This is a genomic window from Vibrio sp. 10N.247.311.47 (genome assembly GCF_041467535.1).
Taxonomy (GTDB): domain Bacteria; phylum Pseudomonadota; class Gammaproteobacteria; order Enterobacterales; family Vibrionaceae; genus Vibrio; species Vibrio crassostreae_C.
This window is the reverse complement of record NZ_JBFSUR010000045.1, coordinates 18,263-36,497: the sequence shown is the minus strand read 5'-3', so window position 1 is coordinate 36,497 and position 18,235 is coordinate 18,263. Positions and strand designations below refer to the sequence as shown.

Sequence of the window (18,235 nt, the reverse complement as noted above, 5' to 3'; positions counted from 1 at the left end):
ATTTCACAATAATTCATCAATCTTAATTAGATCACATTTTTACTTTAATTGGTATCAGCCAAGTCGACTATATTGATCCCCATCGAAGCAGAAATCCTAGAGTCTTTTTGATTTATATTTGTTCGATTTTTAATTGATAATTACCTACCTTGAATAGAATATTGTCTTAGAAATGTAAGTGCTTACTTATCTCAGTCTCTTTTATAAGCAATTAACAACACAATCCACACTTCTTTATGAGAATTATTCTCAATATTTTGTTACATTTTGGTCGTTATTACTAAAAGGCAACAAATATGGATATTTCCCGTCGTAAGTTTATTCAATCATCTCTCGCTATATCTGCATTAACAGTACTACCCGCTTGTTCAATGAAGCGGTCTGCTGATGAGCAAGGAAAGTATGTTTATGACTTAACTGCTGAACCTTCAACGGCTGAGTTAGTAGCGGGATTTGATACCAATGTCTTAGCCTTTAATGGACAGATCCCAGCTCCGACGATTCGATGTCGACAGGGTGAAAAGGTCACAATTCGTTTTACGAATAAGCTATCAGAGCCGACGACTATCCATTGGCATGGCTTAAGAATTCCTATCGAAATGGACGGTGTTCCCTTCTTAAGTCAGCCACCGATCATGCCAGGTGAAACATTCATTTATGAGTTTACGCCGCCAGATGCTGGCACATTTTGGTATCACCCACATATGAATAGCGTTAAACAGCTTGGTAAGGGCTTAGTTGGCCTTATTATCGTAGAAGAGAGTAATCCAATACGGTTCGATGAAGAACACGCATTGATGCTTAAACATTGGCATATCGATAAGCAAGGTCAATGGAAAGACTTAATGATTCCAAGACTCAGTGCTCGTATGGGTACTCCAGGAGAGTGGAGTAGCGTCAATGGTGTTCATGAACCTGTATACCAATTAAAGCAGCACGCAACGACTCGACTGCGTATCGCGAATGTCGATAATACGATCACTTATCCTATTGCTGTCGAAGGGGCTGAGGCATGGGTGATTGCCATTGATGGTAACCCTGTAAAGACGCCATATAAACTGACTCAACATAAAATCGGCCCAGGGATGCGTGTGGATATTGGACTGATAGCGCCCAAAGTAGGCGAGCGAGTTAATGTTCTTCAAATGAAGGGCCGCTTTCCTTTCTCTTTATGTGAGTTCGAGGTAGTAGGTTCCCCCCTTACTGAAGGGCGTTTATTGCCATTGCTACCTCTTAACCCGGTACCTAATCTAGATCTTGCTAATGCTGAAGAGATCGATTTTGTGTTCGAGTGGGAAGGTGCGGTATCACCAGTTTCTAAAAATGGGAAATCGATGCCTAAGTTTTGGCTTACTAATAAAAGATCATGGGAAGGAATGAGCAAAGACAATATTCCTGAGCCGTTGACGACTTTAGAGTTAGGTAAGACTTACATATTCGATCTAAAGAACGTCACCCAATACCATCACCCGATCCATATTCACGGTCATACATTCACTGTATTGGAACTTGATGGGAAGAAAGTTGAAGAGCCTTTCCATACCGATACAGTGTTACTTGGAAAAAACGGCCGAGCTAAAGCTGCATTTGTTGCAGATAACCCTGGCCGCTGGATGTACCACTGTCATGTTATAGAACACATGAAAACGGGTTTAATGGGGTACATTGAAGTTAAGTGACACCTGTAACGTTTAATATTTGCGCATGCATTCTTAGTTTCTACCCTCGCTTTTATCGGCGTTAAAGCTAGAATATAGGGATTATTGTTAGGGAGGATTCATGGGTCAGTTATCTATTCTAGGTTTTATCGCCATCGGTGGCGCGTTTGGTGCTTGTTCACGTTACTTGATTTCAGAGTTATGCGTTGTGATGTTAGGACGTGGTTTTCCTTACGGTACGTTGACTGTTAACGTGATTGGCTCTTTGATTATGGGATTGCTCATCGCCGCGTTTGAAAATGAGATGGTCGCGACGGAACCGTGGAGACAAATTATCGGTCTTGGTTTCCTAGGAGCACTGACTACATTTTCTACGTTTTCTATGGATAACGTACTTCTTATGCAGCAGGGCGCTTTCTTTAAGATGGGACTCAATGTGCTACTCAACGTGGTACTCAGTATTTCAGCGGCATGGATCGGCTTCCAACTTTTGATAAAGTCTTAAAACTTTCTTACGATTTGTTAACAACTCGGCTTGGTTTATCCAAGCCGTTTTTATATACTCGATCGAACTTGTCGGAGTGCCATATGGCTGAGACCGTTAACTCGGGATCCGTTGAACCTGATCAGGCTAATACCTGCGAAGGGAACAAGAGTAGATATCTAACTAGAATCCTTCTAGAGATCTATCTCCAGATCACAACTGTATTTCTTACCGTGATCCCTCTTGTAGCATCTAATCCGTCAAGCATTTTTATCCCTATAAATAATGGCTAAAAGCCAAGGAAAAATGCTATGTCGACTCGTAAACAAGCAAGACTGGAAGCGAAGAATTTCATTGATTCTTTATCCGTACAACCCTATCCAAACTCAAAAAAAGCTTACATCCAAGGATCTCGAGAGGACATTCAAGTCCCTGTCCGAGAAATATCACTCGCTGATAGCCTTGTTGGTGGTAGCAAAAAAGAGCCTGTATTCGAACCTAATGTACCCATTCAAGTTTACGATACCTCAGGTGTTTACACAGACCCTACACATCAAATAGACCTGTATAGCGGTCTTCCTAAGTTGCGAGAGCAATGGATTGAAGAGCGTGGTGATACGGAACTGTTAGACGACGTAAGCTCTGTTTACACCAAAGAACGTTTAGAAGATGAAACTCTAGACGACCTTCGCTACGGCAACCTGCCTAGAATTCGTCGCGCGACAGACAACCAATGTGTTACTCAGCTGCACTATGCTCGTCAGGGTATTATCACACCTGAAATGGAGTACATTGCCATACGTGAGAACATGGGACGTCAGAAGTTCGCTGATGAGCAGCTTAACCATCAACATCCTGGCCATAACTTTGGTGCAAATCTGCCGAAAGAAATTACTCCTGAGTTCGTGCGTAAAGAGGTTGCTGAAGGTCGAGCTATTATCCCTTCAAACATCAACCACCCAGAATCAGAACCGATGATTATTGGTCGAAACTTCTTAGTGAAGGTGAACGCTAATATCGGTAACTCTTCAGTAAGCTCTTCGATTGAAGAAGAAGTTGAGAAGCTAGTATGGTCGACTCGCTGGGGTGGCGATACCGTGATGGACCTTTCTACTGGTCGTAATATTCACGAGACTCGCGAATGGATCCTACGTAATAGCCCAGTACCAATTGGTACGGTTCCTATGTATCAAGCGCTTGAAAAAGTGAATGGCGTTGCGGAAGACCTTAACTGGGAAGTGATGCGCGATACCTTGATTGAACAAGCAGAGCAGGGTGTTGATTACTTCACTATTCATGCTGGCTTGTTGCTTCGCTACGTTCCTATGACCGCTAAACGTGTGACTGGTATTGTCTCTCGTGGCGGCTCCATCATCGCGAAATGGTGTCTTGCTCATCACCAAGAAAGTTTCCTTTATACCCACTTCCGTGAGATCTGTGAGATCTGTGCGAAGTACGATGTGGCTTTGTCACTAGGTGACGGCCTACGTCCTGGCTCTATTGCAGATGCCAATGATGAGGCTCAGTTCTCGGAGTTACGTACTCTAGGTGAGTTAACTAAAGTGGCTTGGGAATACGATGTTCAGGTGATCATTGAAGGTCCTGGACATGTACCTATGCATCTTATTAAAGAGAACATGGATGAGCAGTTAGAGCACTGCCATGAAGCGCCTTTCTATACGTTAGGCCCGCTGACCACTGATATTGCACCGGGTTATGACCACATTACCTCTGGTATTGGCGCGGCGATGATAGGTTGGTACGGCTGTGCGATGCTTTGTTATGTAACACCTAAAGAGCATTTGGGCTTACCAAATAAAGAAGATGTGAAGACTGGCTTGATTACTTACAAGCTGGCAGCACATGCAGCAGACTTGGCAAAAGGGCATCCGGGCGCACAAATCCGAGATAATGCATTATCTAAAGCTCGTTTTGAATTCCGTTGGGAAGACCAATTTAATCTAGCTTTAGATCCAGAAACAGCCCGTTCTTTCCACGATGAAACCCTGCCACAAGAATCGGGCAAGGTTGCTCACTTCTGCTCTATGTGTGGACCTAAATTCTGTTCAATGAAGATCTCTCAAGAAGTTCGAGAGTACGCGAAAGACACTGAACAAGTGGCTGCTGATCAGGCTATCGAGATTAAGATGCTTGATAATCCGTTGGAAGGGATGCGTCAGAAATCACAAGAGTTCCGTGATACTGGCTCTGAACTTTATCACCCAGCAGTAGGCGCAAAAGAAGCTCAATTAGAGGAATAATGACAGTGAAGATTCTTATCCCATCTCAAAATATTGAGCTAACGGGAGAGGTGCAAAGCTGTCTATTGGTTGCTAAGCGACAAGGCTTGGCAACCGATGCAGTTGAGTTGGGTGTAAGCCCAACTCAATGCTTCTCTATCGTTGATGCTCAGCAAGCGTTATCTATTGGTTTTGCTCATGATGTTGATTCATTGGCGGAGTGTCGCTCAAGTGAGCTTGATCATATCGTTTATTACAGTCATTCAGTGGCGCTAGCTGGTGTCCGCGATGCCTTGGCACAAACTCCGAATACCATCTATATCGGTGTCTTAGATGACTCAGCTGCATTGGATATCTGGTCACAGCTAGATTCTAATCGTGCTATCAAGAGTGAAACTCCAGCTCATCAGGAGTTAGATAGTCGTGGCCACTTTGCTTGGTTACTTACTTTGTTGGCGTTGGAATTCCCATTAGAAGATGCACTGGTTTTAGCTCGCGCAGCATCTAGTGTTTCACGTGGAACATGGCCAGCAAACTATCAAAACTTTCCTATTCCCGTTCTCGAAGATGAGCGACTGGATATTAGTGTTGGTTGGGCGCACCAAGGAACATCACTGTCGTTCCCGGAATTGAGTAAGAGTAGCCTAGGACTATACCCAGTGGTTGTTGATGTTGAGTGGATCGAAAGGCTGCTCAAGCTTGGAATTAACACAGTTCAACTGCGTATTAAGAACCCACAGCAAGCAGATTTAGAACAACAAATCGCGCGATCTATCGAACTCGGTAGAGAGCACAACGCTCAGGTTTTTATCAATGACTATTGGCAATTGGCACTTAAGCATGATGCTTTTGGTGTTCATTTGGGGCAAGAGGACATCGAAGAATCCAACCTATCTCAACTGAGCCAAGCTGGTATTAAGATCGGTCTATCGACTCATGGCTATTACGAGTTGCTACGTATTGTGCAAATCAACCCAAGCTATATTGCGCTGGGGCATATATTCCCAACCACCACTAAGCAGATGCCATCGAAGCCTCAAGGACTTGTGCGTTTATCTCTCTATCAGCAGCTGATTGATACTATCCCATACACAGAAGAACTCACCGGTTATCCGACAGTTGCGATTGGTGGAATTGACCAGTCGATGGCCGCACAGGTGTGGAGTTGTGGGGTATCGAGCCTTGCTGTTGTACGTGCGATTACGTTAGCCGAAGACCCAAAACAAGTGATTGAGTTCTTCGAAGCATTAATGGCTGACCGTTCTTCAGGTGCTGCTAAAGAGGTAACTCAGGAGCTAAGTCATGCTGAATGATTTCGAATTCATTCGTTATCAACGACAACTCGCACTTCCTGAAGTGGGTGAGCAAGGGCAACGCAATCTATTAGATAGCCATGTATTGGTCATCGGTTGTGGTGGCTTAGGCAATGCTGCGGCTCTCTATCTTGCGGCTTCCGGTATCGGGAAAATCGTATTAGTTGATGATGATTGTGTGGATTCGTCTAACCTTCAACGACAAGTTGCGTTCAAGGAAAGCCAGTTAGGTTCGCCTAAGGTCGAAGCTCTGAAGCAAAAACTGACTGAGCTTAATGGTCGAAACCAAGTGAGAACCATCAATAGGCGAATGACTCAGAGCCAGCTTGAGCTTGAGGTGATGCTCGCTGATTTGGTGTTGGATTGTACTGACAACTTTGAGTCACGTCAGCAGGTTAACCAAGCATGTTTTGGTAGCAAGACACCTTTGGTTTCTGGTTCTGCGATCGGATGGAAAGGTCAGTTTATAGTCTTTGATTATCAGATGCAGAAAGGGTGCTATCACTGTTTGTTCCCGTTCAGTCATCATCCACAAACGACACGTTGTAGCGATAGCGGCATCATCGGCCCAGTTGTTGGCACCATAGGCAACCTCCAAGCACTGGCAGCGATTCAACGTATTAGCACTGGCGAGTTCCAGGTTGCAACACATCAGCTCAAACTGTTTGATGGTCAGACGATGAACTGGCAAAACTTAAGTGTCACTCAAGATAGTGAATGCCCCGTTTGCAGCGCATCTACAGTTAACTATTTAGAAGAAGAAACCCAATGAGCAACATAACGATCTCTATCAATGAGCAACCAGAACAGGTTGCACAATCGTCGTCTCTAGCGGATATCATCCAAGCGCTTTCACTACCCGATCTGGGTTGTGTCTTTGCTATCAATAATGCGGTTGTCCCGCGTAGTCAGTGGCAACAAAGGGTCGTCAATGAAGGCGATGCTATTTCTCTTTTCCAAGCTATTGCAGGAGGCTAACTATGTTAACTATCGCAGATAAAACATTTCAATCACGACTCTTTACTGGAACGGGCAAGTTCGCGAATAAACATTTAATGGCGAGTGCTATCGAAGCTTCCGGTTCTCAACTGGCAACCATGGCGTTGAAGAGAGTTGATATTCGCTCTGAGCAAGATGATATTTTACAGCCCATCATTGATGCTGGCGTGAACTTGTTACCAAATACCTCCGGGGCGAAGAACGCGAAGGATGCCATCTTTGCTGCGCATTTGGCTCGCGAAGCGCTAGGCACAAACTGGCTCAAACTGGAAATTCACCCTGATCCAAAGTACTTGATGCCAGACCCAATTGAGACATTAAAAGCGGCTGAGCAACTGGTTAAAGATGGCTTTGTTGTGTTGCCTTACTGTCATGCTGACCCAGTGTTGTGTAAACGATTGGAAGAGGTGGGTTGTGCTGCGGTTATGCCGCTAGGTGCGCCGATTGGGTCGAACAAAGGTATCGCTTCGGCAGACTTCTTAGAGATCATTATCGACCAAGCGAACGTCCCTGTGATTGTTGACGCTGGTATTGGTGCGCCATCTCATGCTGCTCGTGCAATGGAAATGGGCGCGGATGCCGTGTTAGTTAATACTGCAATTGCGGCTTCTCAACAACCCGTTGATATGGCGATTGCTTTTAAACTGGCAGTTGAAGCTGGCCGTATGGCTTACCTTTCTGGTCTTGCTGGACAGGTGTCTCATGCGGTTGCTTCTAGTCCGCTAACTTCATTCCTAGACGAGTAGTGTCCTTATGACGTTTGTTGATCGATTTAAACAGCTCAACTGGGATGACATTGGTATGTCCATCTTCAGTAAAGCGGCAGCGGATGTTGAGCGCGCTCTGAGTAAACCTAAACGCGACTTGGAAGACTTTAAGGCTCTTATCTCTCCGGCAGCAGAACCTTACTTAGAGCAGATGGCGCAAAAATCGTTGGCACTCACACGCAAGCGATTCGGCAATACAATGTCGTTGTATATTCCATTGTACCTCTCAAACTTATGTGCGAATGCGTGCACGTATTGTGGTTTCTCAATGGAGAACCGCATTAAGCGTCGCACACTTACTTTAGATGAAATCGATGCTGAAAGTGCCGCTATCAAAAAGATGAAGTTTGATAGTGTATTGTTGGTGACTGGTGAACATGAAACCAAGGTCGGGATGAAGTACTTCCGTGAAGTGCTACCGAATATTAAGGCACAATTTAACTATCTTGCGATGGAAGTACAGCCGCTTGATCAAGATGACTACGCAGAGCTTAAAACTCTCGGCTTAGATGCGGTGATGGTTTACCAAGAAACGTATAGCCCAAGTACCTACGCGGAACACCACTTGCGTGGCAATAAAATGGATTTTGAATACCGGCTCGAAACGCCCGATCGTTTGGCAAAAGCGGGTATTGATAAGATAGGTATTGGCGCTTTGATTGGCTTGGAAGATTGGCGTACCGACTGTTTCTTCGTGGCCGCTCACTTAGACTATCTTGAGCGTACTTATTGGCAAACACGTTACTCGATTTCATTCCCACGTCTTCGTCCGTGTGAGGGTGGTTTGCAGCTTAAATCGATTATGAGTGATAAACAGTTGGTTCAACTTATCTGTGCGTATCGTTTATTAAACCCTGAGGTTGAATTGTCTCTCTCGACTCGTGAGTCTGCAGCTTTCCGTGACAATGTGTTGCCATTGGGAATCACCAGTATGTCGGCTGCGTCTAAAACCCAGCCTGGTGGTTATGCTTCTGATGAAGAAGAACTCGAGCAATTTGAAATAAGTGATGAGCGAAGTGCTGCCGATGTTGAGTCAATGATTCGTCAACGTGGTTTTGATCCTGTGTGGAGAGACTGGCACAGTGCTTACTCTGGTTAGCGAACACGCAGATTTATGTTCCACGTGAAACATCGACGAAGTTAAATCGACAAATAAAAACGGCTACCCTAAGGTGGCCGTTTTTCATTTCATTAAGTTTGAATTAGCTAAGCATTAAGCATTAAGCATGAGCAAGTGGAGTGGTTGATTGGCGTAACCATTCCAATGTATCACCTTCAACTAATGGGCTAACATCGTTCCATACTTTCTGGTGGTAATCATTAAGCCATGCAAGTTCAGGTCGTGTCAGTAAATCGACGTTGATGTTGCGCTTATCGATAGGGCAACGTGTTAGCGACTCAAACGTTAGTACTGAGAAGTCACCTTGAGTTGGCAGCTCAACCACCAGTTCTAGGTTTTCGATACGGATACCAAATTCATCTGCACGGTAGTAACCCGGCTCGTTTGATAACACCATGCCTTCAACAAGAGGTACATCGATTAGCTTCTTAGAGATGCTTTGCGGACCTTCATGAACACTTAGGAAATGACCAACACCGTGACCAGTACCGTGGTCGTAGTCGAAGCCTTCTGCCCATAAGTGTTGGCGAGCTAGAATATCAAGTTGGAAACCACGAGTACCCTGTGGGAAACGTGCACGCGCGATACCGATGTGACCTTTAAGCGCTAACGTGAACTGCTGGATCATTTCGTCGCTTGGCTGGCCAATCGCGATAGTTCGAGTGATGTCGGTTGTACCATCTAGGTACTGACCGCCTGAATCGACTAGGTAAAGAGTATTCATCTCTAACTGACCTGGTTCAGGTTGATTCTCGTGGTTGTAGTGACACATTGCTGCGTTACCGCCTGCAGCTGAAATCGTGTCAAAACTTAGATCCATCAGTGTTGGGTCTTGTTCACGGAATGACTGTACTGTGTCTGCTAGTACCGCTTCGTTGTGCAGATTACCTTGCGCCACTTCTGCATCAATCCAAGATAGGAATTTTGCCATCGCCACGCCATCACGGATGTGACACGCTTTCATGCCGGCAATTTCTGTTTCGTTCTTCGCGGCTTTTGGCATTAGGCATGGGTCGGCTGCTTCAATGATATGAGCACCGGCGTTTTGGAGAACAAGCGTGTACCAAGCATTGCTTGTGCCTGAATCAACAGACACATTCTTACCTTCTAAAGATTGAAGGCGGGCTTCAAGCTCAGATGGGTGAGAAACACGAATACCATTACCAACGTGCGCTTCAAAGCCTGCAGGGATACGAGCGGGGTCTAAGAAGAAATCGACACTTTCATCGGCGTGAATGATTGCATTAGATAACACAACCGGCAGACGAGATACGTCTAAACCACGAATGTTGAGTAACCAGCAGATTGAATCCAGCTCAGTAAGGATAGCGGCATCAGTGCCTTTGGCTTTTAGTAGGCTTGCAATTTCTTCACGCTTACTTTCACTTGATTGGCCAACGGCGTCGGTTGCCATGAGGCGAACATCAGACACGACAGGCTCAGGGCGATCAGACCAAAGCTCATCAATCGGGTTTGCCGCTAGTGTTGTGAGTTCTACTTTATCAGCTAGTTTAGCTTGTGCGCCTTTCAACCAAGCCGCCGTATGCATGCGTGGGTCGAATGCAACTTTACTGCCTTGTGCGAGTGAATTGATGATCCAATCTAAAGCCGGTTCTTCAATAAGATGGCGATACTCAAATAGCTCACCAGGTACTTGTTTACGAACCTGGACGGTATAGCGACCATCAACAAAAATAGCCGCGTTTTCGCGAGTGATAACAGCCGCACCTGCAGAGCCAGTGAAACCGGTTAGCCAGTGAAGTCGCTCGTTGTGAGCTGGAACGTATTCACCTAGGTACTCGTCTTCATGTGGAATGATAACAGCATCTAAGTGGTTTGCTTCAAGCCAAGCTCGAACCGCAGTAACGCGTTCCGCAGTGATATTGTGCATCTGTGTTTATCCTTATTGTTAGGGTCCTTGTTAACACTCACAGTCGATATAAATGCGAGGGGACTTATTAGGTCAATAAGCTAGCGCTTTTGTTCGTTTGCTGCAAACGCTGAACGCCATTTTTATCTGAGGTGCAGAGTTTTTTCTTTGATGATATCTCGCAACCAAGTTAAGGCTGGGTCGTTTTCTCTATCACGGTGCCAAAACAGGGTGTATGCCATTGGTGGAAATTCCATTGGCAGAGGCACAACCACTAAGTCGAGTTGCTTCGCGACAAGATGGGTGAAGTGGCTTGGTGCGGTAAATACAAAGTCGGTGTAGGTACACAGGCTTGCCGCACTGTTGAAGTCGGGCACAGAGATAGCAATATCACGTTGGTGACCAAGGTCGGCAAGCTTATAGTCGAGCAGCCAACGATCGTTACCATCACATCTTACTTGTACATGACGCTGTGCAAGGTAGGTTTCCAGATCCCATTTGCCATTCAGAGCGGGGTGGTTGCGTCTTAGCACACACATCTGCGCGTCACGGTAGATCTCTTGCTCGCAAATATCATCTGGCGGCAGCATAGTTAAACGTGCGTCGTTGATGTCGATGTCTTTACCTGTGAGTCCGATATCGAGCTCACCGAGCTGCAGCTTCTTAAAGGTTTGCTCCGTCCAAGCGTGGGTGTTGATATTCACCTTAGGGGCTTGTCGAAATATCGCTGGTAAAAAGTGGGGAAGAATAAGTGGGTAAACGCTCTCAACAGCCGCAATGTGAAAACTGTGGTCACTGTTGTTGGGAATGAAGGTCTCTGGTTGGGTGAGCACATCAAGTTGGTTGATCAGCGTTTCTAATCGAGGTTTGAGAAAGACCGCCTTTGGTGTTGGTCGCAGACCATGAGCACTTCGCGTGAAAAGGGGATCATTAAATTGCTCACGAAGTTTGGCCAATGACTTACTAACCGCTGACTGGCTTAGGCACAATCGGTGGGCGGTGCGAGTCACACTTAGCTCTTCCATCAGCACCTGCAAGCAAACTAATAGATTGAGGTCGAGGCGCGATAGTTTCTCAATATTCATATGAGTTTCCTATTTGGAATAATGCTAATGAGTATATGCCATTTTTGTTCATATCTTTAGTTGGTTATTATGCACCTAAATTAACTCATTCGGAGAATCTTGTGCCTTCTAACGCGCTTCCAACCCCTAGTAAACTGCAGGTTGCTTTATTGGCAATGTTGGTTTTATTTAGCCCTCTGGCTATTGATATCTACCTACCAGCTCTGCCACAAATTTCGACAGCGTTTCACGTGGAACATGCACTAGCACAAGATACGATTACCTGGTTTTTATTCGCCATGGGTGTCGGGCAATTATTTGCTGGCCCTTTGGCTGATAAGCTAGGACGTCGAACCGTTGCATTGGGAGGTGTTAGTATCTATGCATTGAGTGCTTGCTTGGCGTGGGCAGCTCAATCGATTGATATGATGCTAATGGCTCGGCTGCTACAAGGCTTAGGAGCTTGTGCGACTTCTGTAGCAGCCTTTGCAACGGTTCGCGATCTATTTGGCCCAGAGAAGAGTGGCCGTATGATCAGCTACCTTAATGGTGCAATCTGTTTTATTCCTGCTTTGGCACCCATTCTTGGCGCTTGGTTAACACATCAATTTGGTTGGCGCTCGAACTTTAGCTTTATGGCAGGCTTTGCTGTCGTTGTTGGCACTATCTTATTCTTCCAAATGAAAGAGTCTAACCCTGCGACAGAAAAGGTTGCGGTATTCAAGCTTGAGCGATACTGGTCAGTATTGAAAACACCATCATTCCTTTTCCACGCAACCTTGTGTCTGATGGCGATGGCGGTTATCCTCGCTTATGTAACCTCTGCACCAGTTGTGTTGATGGAAAACCTAGGCCTGACCATGAAAGAGTTTACTTTCTGGTTTGGTGTTAATGCGGCCATCAACATTGCAGCTGCGTTTACTGCACCTAAATTTATGGACCGTTTTGGTACCTATAAAGCACTGGTGGTTGGTATCTCGACGCTGGGCTTAGCGGGTGTGATTATGTTGGTGCTTGCTGAGCACGCTACTCCAATCGCGTTCATGCTACCGATCTTCTTATCGTCAGTTGGCTTTGCTTGGATTCTTGGTGCTGCGGCAGGTAAAGCTCTAGAACCTTTCGGTGACCGTGCGGGTACAGCTGCTGCGCTGCTTGGCTTGTTCCAAATGAGCGGTTCAGGGCTTCTTGTGGGTACCATGCAACGTCTTGATTTAACGTCGCAAGTGATGATTGCTCTGCAAATGTTCCTGATTGTTCCTGCGTTATTAGTGCTTGCGAGCAAAGCGGGTAAGTCTTGGCACACGACGTTTGCTAAGGCATAAGTTACAAGGGTGACAAAATATACAAATGGCGGTTTTCGAAACGTTAAAACATGGTATATTTGTCACTCATTGAAACGTTAGTCCCCAACGGAAAATACTGTAATGTCATTAACAACCTACGAAATGGCGCGCGTCTTAGAACAAATGGAAGATGCACCTGAAAAGGTCATGTTTGGTAAACTGCTTAAAGAGCTAGGCAACCAAAGTGAAGAGCGTATTCGCAGTGCGGCAAAACAAGTTCCAATCGATACTTTGCGAGATATCATTTACCAATTTCAGCGTGTGGTAGAGTCTCGTAAGGGTGAGCAGGTTCAGCTATTGGCAAAAGAACTTGCAGAGCAAGGCATCTCTGCTGAAGAGCTACAAGCTTTTCTAAATAAGTAAGCTTATCCCAGTTAAAAAAGAAACCACTCAATTGATTGGTTTCTTGCGTTTGGGCTGTAGCATTTAGCTTTAGCAGTTCAAAAGAGGTGAAAACTTATTTTAATTCCTGAACTGCGCTTTCAAAACTCTATCAAGTGAGAATGGTCCTGCGCCCCACACGACAACGATAAGAATCATTAACCCCCAAAGCTGATGATCGTAGAAGCCTTGATCCCACAATACAGGGTAAGACACGACAGCAATGATATTGAAAACGAACAACACCGCAGCCATAGGTCGTGTTAATAAACCGAGCGCTAAAAACATCGGTAGAATTAACTCAGCGGCAGTGCCCATGTAAGCAGCCAATTCCCAAGGTAGCAGTGGCACTTGGTATTCCAATTCAAACAAGTAAAGCGTGCTATCCCAAGTAGCTATCTTGGTGAGTCCAGAATTAAAGAATACCCACGCCACCCAAAGGCGACAAAATAGTAGAAGCACTGGAACAAAAAGTGCCTGTGATTTCTCAATCAAACTGTCGTATTGAGCCATCATGTTCGTGACTGTGTTGTTATCCATGTTATGCCTCCAATTCGGCATTGATTGAAAAACCTGAGATGACGTTTAGCGCCATAACAGTATTCAGATGTTGTAGTAATAAAGGATCGATTGCTGAGAGTGTTCGACCTGATTGCAATTCAGTGAGGAGTTGGTGGCTCTCTTCACTCAAACTATGGCTCTCAACCTGTGAATTCTCAGCTCGGATTAACACCCCAAATTCAGCTTGGTTGATGTCTAGCCCATCAAGTTGCTGCTGATAGATGGCGTGTTCAAGCGCGATAATCGTGTAACTAGAATGAATCAGTGTTATTGAATCTTTGAGATGAAAGACTAAAGCGCCTTGTTGCTCTTGTGGTACATCTGCAAGGCAAGAAAGAGGTCTCTGGTCGACATGTGCTTGTGACGAAAACCTTACCAAGCTATCTTTCTGCCATTCATACAAAGCCACTTCACCGAGATAAGGTGCAGCCTCAATAACGGCAGGAAAGGCTTGGATAGTCTGTTCAAAGTGTTCACCGTAACCACTGACATCACCAGAGGTCGATGGATAATGTAAGACATGTTGACGAGCCATCTGTTGGAAGCACTCTTCACCAACCAACATTTCAGTGAGTGGGTAGGTTGCTGCCAGAACTTCGCTCAAGCTGATCACAAAGTTATTACGGTAAATCTGGATGCGTTGTTCATCGGTAAAATGGTCGCTCACTATGTCGCAGTACTCACCATTGTTTTGATAGCGTAGGGCGTTAGCAAACTCCAATTGAACCTCTGCTAGGGAGTGGCTCATGAGGCGCGACTCCTTTGGTTGAACTTGTCGTGTTGATACAAGATATCACTGGCTTTGGTTGCTTCAGACAATAAAACTTGTGGCTGTGGGATATCTAAATCCCACTCTATCAAGGTATGGCGCGAACCGTGTTGCTGTATCCATTGGGTGTACAACTGCCACACTTCATCACAGACAGGTTTGCTGTGGGTGTCTATCCAGATCTCACCTTGTTCGAGTTTCTTCTTCGTGAAACCTGCCAAGTGAATCTCTTCCACTTTGTCTGCCGGTATTCCACTTAGATACTCTTCACAGCTGAAGCCATGATTGAAAGATGAGACAAAAATATTATTGAAATCGAGCAGTAGGCGACACTCAGTGCGCTTCTGTACCTCGGCTAAAAATTCCCACTCTGGGATGGTTGAATGCTTGAAGGCAAGGTAGCTCGATGGGTTCTCAATCAGCATAGGGCGTTGCAGGCTATCTTGTACCTCGATGACATTGCGACAAAAGACCTCTAGCGCTTCTTCGGTATAAGGCAGCGGTAACAAGTCATTGAAGTAATGACCACCAGTCTGACTCCAACTGAGATGATCAGAAACCAAGAAGGGTTCGATATCATCAATGAGCTCTTTTAATTGCACAAGATGATGTTGATTGATGCGCTCAACAGAACCTAGCGACAACCCAACACCGTGACAACTTATGTTGTGGGCGTTACGAATTTCTCTGAGTTGTTGACGTTGCGGTGATTGAGTTAAAAAATAGTTCTCGCTGTGCACCTCTAACCAACTCACTAAGGCTGGGTTTTGGCTAAAGAAGTCCAAGTGCGGTGTTCTAAGGCCAACCCCTGTGTTGGGATGAAGAGTTTGAGTCACAACGATTCTCCTAATAAGAAGTGGAGGTGAGCTGAATATCAGCTCACCATGCTAAGCAGCTCAATTATGATGATTGAGTGTTACCACCTGATAATTTGCCACACAGCCCTTTAGGTACGACTACGAATGCATCGGATTGGTTGTCTTCTTTTGCTGTACCCGCACATGAACTTGTTTTGGTTGCACAATCATTTTGGCCAGCTTTTGCCACACCGTAGCATTTTTCTTTTGCCGCTGCTTCTGCAGGTGCTGATGTAAGAACTGCACCGCCGAACGCTAGTACACTTGTGATTGCAGCTGTAACAGCAAGATTAGAATTTTTCATAGTCATTCCCTCTAGGACTTAATAGTATTTTATATCGCAGGTTAATGGATTGTTAACTTGCTTACTAAAAAGGATAGGAAGAACTAGGAAATAATTTCACGACATTATAAGAAATATCAATATTAATGATGAGTTACCTTTTAAGTTGCTGATTTTATGATGTTAATTTTTGAATGTTTTTTCTTCTTATTATCCTAAACGCAGCCTAGTGTTTAGGTTATAATCAACTTTTATGTATAAATACCCAGTAGTGAGCATATTCAATGATAGATCCTTCGCTTTTACTCGATGGCCTAAACGACAAACAACGTGAGGCGGTCGCAGCACCTTTAGAAAACCTACTTATTCTGGCAGGTGCTGGCAGTGGTAAAACGCGAGTATTGGTGCATCGTATCGCTTGGTTACAAAGCGTAGAGCAAGCATCACCGTTCTCTATCATGTCGGTTACCTTCACCAACAAAGCGGCAGCAGAGATGCGTGGTCGTATTGAAGAGTTGATGATGGGTAGTTCGTCAGGCATGTGGAACGGCACCTTCCATGGTATCTGTCACCGCATCCTTCGTGCTCACTACCTAGATGCAAAACTGCCAGAAGATTTCCAGATCATTGATTCTGATGATCAGATTCGTTTGCTACGCCGCTTAATCAAGGCGCAAAACCTCGATGAAAAGCAGTGGCCTGCTAAGCAAGCTTCTTGGTGGATCAATGGCAAGAAAGACGAGGGGTTACGCCCAAGTCACATTGACGCCTACCATGATCCAATAACTCAAACGTGGTTAAAGATCTATTCTGCTTACCAAGAAGCATGTGACCGTGCTGGTTTGGTCGACTTTGCGGAAATCTTGCTGAGATCGCATGAACTATTACGCGATAAGAAACACATTCGAGAGCATTACCAAGCACGCTTTAAGCATATCCTTGTCGATGAATTCCAAGATACCAACAACATCCAATACGCTTGGCTTCGGATGATGGCTGGCCCAGATTGTCGCGTGATGATCGTAGGTGATGATGACCAATCTATCTATGGTTGGCGTGGTGCGAAGATCGAAAATATTCAGAAGTTCTTGGATGAATTCCCAGGAGCTTCGACGGTTCGACTTGAACAAAACTACCGTTCAACTAAAACCATTCTGCAGGCGTCGAACGAGCTTATCTCGAACAACACCGAACGTATGGGTAAAGAGCTGTGGACCGATGGTAACGATGGCGAGCCAATCTCTGTGTACTCAGCTTATAACGAGCTAGATGAAGCACGTTTCACGGTCAGCAAAATCAAAGAGTGGCAAGAGAAAGGCGGTGCGTTAGAAGATACCGCGATGCTTTATCGTAATAACGCCCAATCTCGTGTTCTTGAAGAAGCTTTGATCCAAGGTGGTCTACCTTACCGAATCTACGGCGGCATGCGATTCTTCGAGCGTCAAGAAATCAGAGACGCCTTGAGCTACATGCGCCTCATGAGCAACCGCAGTAATGATGCCGCGTTTGAACGTGTGGTTAATACGCCAACGCGTGGCTTGGGTGATAAAACGTTAGAAACGATTCGTCTTGCTGCTCGTGATCGTGGTGCAACCATGTGGGAAGCCAGTGTTGCTTTGATAGAAGAGCAAGTGCTACCCGGTCGTGCTGCGGGCGCATTAAGTCGTTTTATCGAGCTGATTAATGCGCTTGAAGATGACACGTTGGAACTTAGCCTGCATGAACAAACCGACCACGTGATTAAATCGTCGGGTCTGTTTGCTATGTACGAGCAAGAGAAGGGTGAGAAGTCGAAGGCACGTATCGAGAACTTGGAAGAATTGGTAACGGCAACGCGCCAGTTTGAAAAGCCGGAAGAAGCGGATGAGATGAGCATGCTGACGGCGTTCTTAACTCACGCAGCTTTGGAAGCGGGTGAAGGTCAGGCCGATGAGTTTGACGATGCGGTTCAGTTAATGACTTTGCACAGTGCTAAAGGCCTAGAGTTTCCAATGGTGTTTATGGTGGGTGTCGAAGAAGGCATGTTCCCAAGCCAGATGTCGGCCGAAGAAGCGGGGCGTTTAGAAGAAGAGCGTCGCCTGTGCTATGTCGGTATGACCCGTGCGATGGAGAAGCTCTACATCACTTATGCTGAAATGCGTCGTTTGTATGGTCAAGACAAGTACCACAAGCCATCTCGTTTTATTCGTGAACTACCAGAAACCTGTCTGGATGAGGTTCGTATGAAAGCGCAAGTGAGTCGTCCTGCTAGCAGTGGCCGCTTTAGCCAAACCGCCGTGAAAGAGAACTTTAACGAAACAGGCTTTAGTTTGGGTTCTCGCGTTAAGCACCCTAAGTTTGGTGAAGGCACTATCATCAACTTCGAGGGAAGTGGCCCGCAGAGCCGAGTTCAAGTCGCGTTTAACGGTGAAGGCATCAAGTGGTTAGTAACGGCTTACGCTCGTTTAGAACAGTTGTAATCTGCTACTTCGGTATCTAAAAATCGTTCATTATTAAAAACAGAAAGAGCAGCCAATGGCTGCTCTT

Annotated in this window: 17 protein-coding genes and 1 riboswitch; of the genes, 11 read left to right on the top strand and 6 right to left on the bottom strand. The window is 45.4% G+C overall.

The features are described from left to right. The first annotated feature begins 296 nt into the window (after nucleotides 1–296). The 8 genes from AB6E51_RS21885 (at nucleotide 297) to thiH (ending at nucleotide 8,560) form a co-directional block, all read left to right on the top strand. Entirely contained in the window at nucleotides 297–1,679 is a 1,383-nt protein-coding gene (locus AB6E51_RS21885; RefSeq protein WP_372057560.1) for a multicopper oxidase family protein, read from the top strand. A 100-nt stretch (nucleotides 1,680–1,779) separates the two neighbouring features. Beyond that, nucleotides 1,780–2,163 (top strand): fluoride efflux transporter CrcB, encoded by a 384-nt coding sequence (gene crcB, locus AB6E51_RS21880; protein ID WP_004736665.1) that lies wholly within the window; start codon nucleotides 1,780–1,782, stop codon nucleotides 2,161–2,163. Nucleotides 2,164–2,225: 62 nt separating this feature from the next. Further along, a riboswitch (TPP riboswitch) is annotated at nucleotides 2,226–2,324 on the top strand. Between the two features lie 129 nt (nucleotides 2,325–2,453). Continuing rightward, entirely contained in the window at nucleotides 2,454–4,403 is a 1,950-nt protein-coding gene (gene thiC / locus AB6E51_RS21875; protein WP_017085667.1) for a phosphomethylpyrimidine synthase ThiC, read from the top strand. Then, complete coding sequence (locus tag AB6E51_RS21870; protein ID WP_372057559.1) at nucleotides 4,403–5,695, top strand: thiamine phosphate synthase; 1,293 nt, start codon at nucleotides 4,403–4,405, stop codon at nucleotides 5,693–5,695. Before thiC ends, AB6E51_RS21870 begins: the two co-directional genes overlap by 1 nt. Further along, a complete protein-coding gene (locus AB6E51_RS21865; protein WP_017061315.1) occupies nucleotides 5,685–6,467 on the top strand; it encodes a HesA/MoeB/ThiF family protein in 783 nt (260 codons plus the stop codon). The genes AB6E51_RS21870 and AB6E51_RS21865 overlap by 11 nt, the downstream gene beginning before the upstream one ends. Then, nucleotides 6,464–6,673, top strand: coding sequence for a sulfur carrier protein ThiS (thiS, locus tag AB6E51_RS21860; RefSeq protein ID WP_017061316.1), 210 nt, complete (start codon nucleotides 6,464–6,466; stop codon nucleotides 6,671–6,673). The genes AB6E51_RS21865 and thiS overlap by 4 nt, the downstream gene beginning before the upstream one ends. Nucleotides 6,674–6,675: 2 nt before the next feature. Then, on the top strand, nucleotides 6,676–7,440 hold the full coding sequence (locus AB6E51_RS21855; protein ID WP_017067772.1) for a thiazole synthase: 765 nt from the start codon (nucleotides 6,676–6,678) through the stop codon (nucleotides 7,438–7,440). A 7-nt stretch (nucleotides 7,441–7,447) separates the two neighbouring features. Beyond that, entirely contained in the window at nucleotides 7,448–8,560 is a 1,113-nt protein-coding gene (gene thiH, locus AB6E51_RS21850; RefSeq protein WP_372057557.1) for a 2-iminoacetate synthase ThiH, read from the top strand. A gap of 121 nt (nucleotides 8,561–8,681) precedes the next feature. Here thiH and AB6E51_RS21845 read toward each other — a convergent pair whose 3' ends face one another. Together AB6E51_RS21845 and AB6E51_RS21840 are read right to left on the bottom strand one after the other, a co-directional pair. After that, entirely contained in the window at nucleotides 8,682–10,472 is a 1,791-nt protein-coding gene (locus AB6E51_RS21845; RefSeq protein ID WP_372057556.1) for an aminopeptidase P family protein, read from the bottom strand. 122 nt (nucleotides 10,473–10,594) lie between these two features. Further along, nucleotides 10,595–11,536, bottom strand: a complete 942-nt coding sequence (locus AB6E51_RS21840; RefSeq protein ID WP_372057555.1) for a LysR substrate-binding domain-containing protein — start codon at nucleotides 11,534–11,536, stop codon at nucleotides 10,595–10,597. Nucleotides 11,537–11,637: 101 nt separating this feature from the next. On the opposite strand from AB6E51_RS21840, the gene AB6E51_RS21835 reads away from it, so the two are divergent. Next, nucleotides 11,638–12,837, top strand: coding sequence for a multidrug effflux MFS transporter (locus tag AB6E51_RS21835; protein ID WP_029235524.1), 1,200 nt, complete (start codon nucleotides 11,638–11,640; stop codon nucleotides 12,835–12,837). Nucleotides 12,838–12,939: 102 nt separating this feature from the next. Then, complete coding sequence (locus AB6E51_RS21830) at nucleotides 12,940–13,221, top strand: hypothetical protein (protein WP_009848181.1); 282 nt, start codon at nucleotides 12,940–12,942, stop codon at nucleotides 13,219–13,221. A 99-nt stretch (nucleotides 13,222–13,320) separates the two neighbouring features. On the opposite strand, the gene AB6E51_RS21825 is transcribed toward AB6E51_RS21830, so the two are convergent. The 4 genes from AB6E51_RS21825 to AB6E51_RS21810 all read right to left on the bottom strand — a co-directional run bounded on the left by AB6E51_RS21825 (nucleotide 13,321) and on the right by AB6E51_RS21810 (nucleotide 15,730). Beyond that, complete coding sequence (locus AB6E51_RS21825) at nucleotides 13,321–13,779, bottom strand: DoxX family protein (RefSeq protein ID WP_017061322.1); 459 nt, start codon at nucleotides 13,777–13,779, stop codon at nucleotides 13,321–13,323. Nucleotide 13,780: 1 nt separating this feature from the next. After that, nucleotides 13,781–14,548, bottom strand: coding sequence for a DNA-binding domain-containing protein (locus tag AB6E51_RS21820; protein WP_017061323.1), 768 nt, complete (start codon nucleotides 14,546–14,548; stop codon nucleotides 13,781–13,783). Further along, the gene (locus tag AB6E51_RS21815; RefSeq protein WP_372057554.1) at nucleotides 14,545–15,405 is read right to left on the bottom strand and encodes a DUF692 domain-containing protein; all 861 of its coding nucleotides are present in this window, start codon (nucleotides 15,403–15,405) and stop codon (nucleotides 14,545–14,547) included. Before AB6E51_RS21815 ends, AB6E51_RS21820 begins: the two co-directional genes overlap by 4 nt. Before the next feature lie 64 nt (nucleotides 15,406–15,469). Further along, nucleotides 15,470–15,730 carry a DUF2282 domain-containing protein gene (locus AB6E51_RS21810; protein ID WP_004736650.1) on the bottom strand — a complete coding sequence of 87 codons (261 nt, stop codon included), beginning with the start codon at nucleotides 15,728–15,730 and terminating at the stop codon, nucleotides 15,470–15,472. Nucleotides 15,731–15,993: 263 nt separating this feature from the next. On the opposite strand from AB6E51_RS21810, the gene uvrD reads away from it, so the two are divergent. Beyond that, nucleotides 15,994–18,168 (top strand): DNA helicase II, encoded by a 2,175-nt coding sequence (gene uvrD / locus AB6E51_RS21805; RefSeq protein WP_017061325.1) that lies wholly within the window; start codon nucleotides 15,994–15,996, stop codon nucleotides 18,166–18,168. Nucleotides 18,169–18,235: the final 67 nt, after the last annotated feature.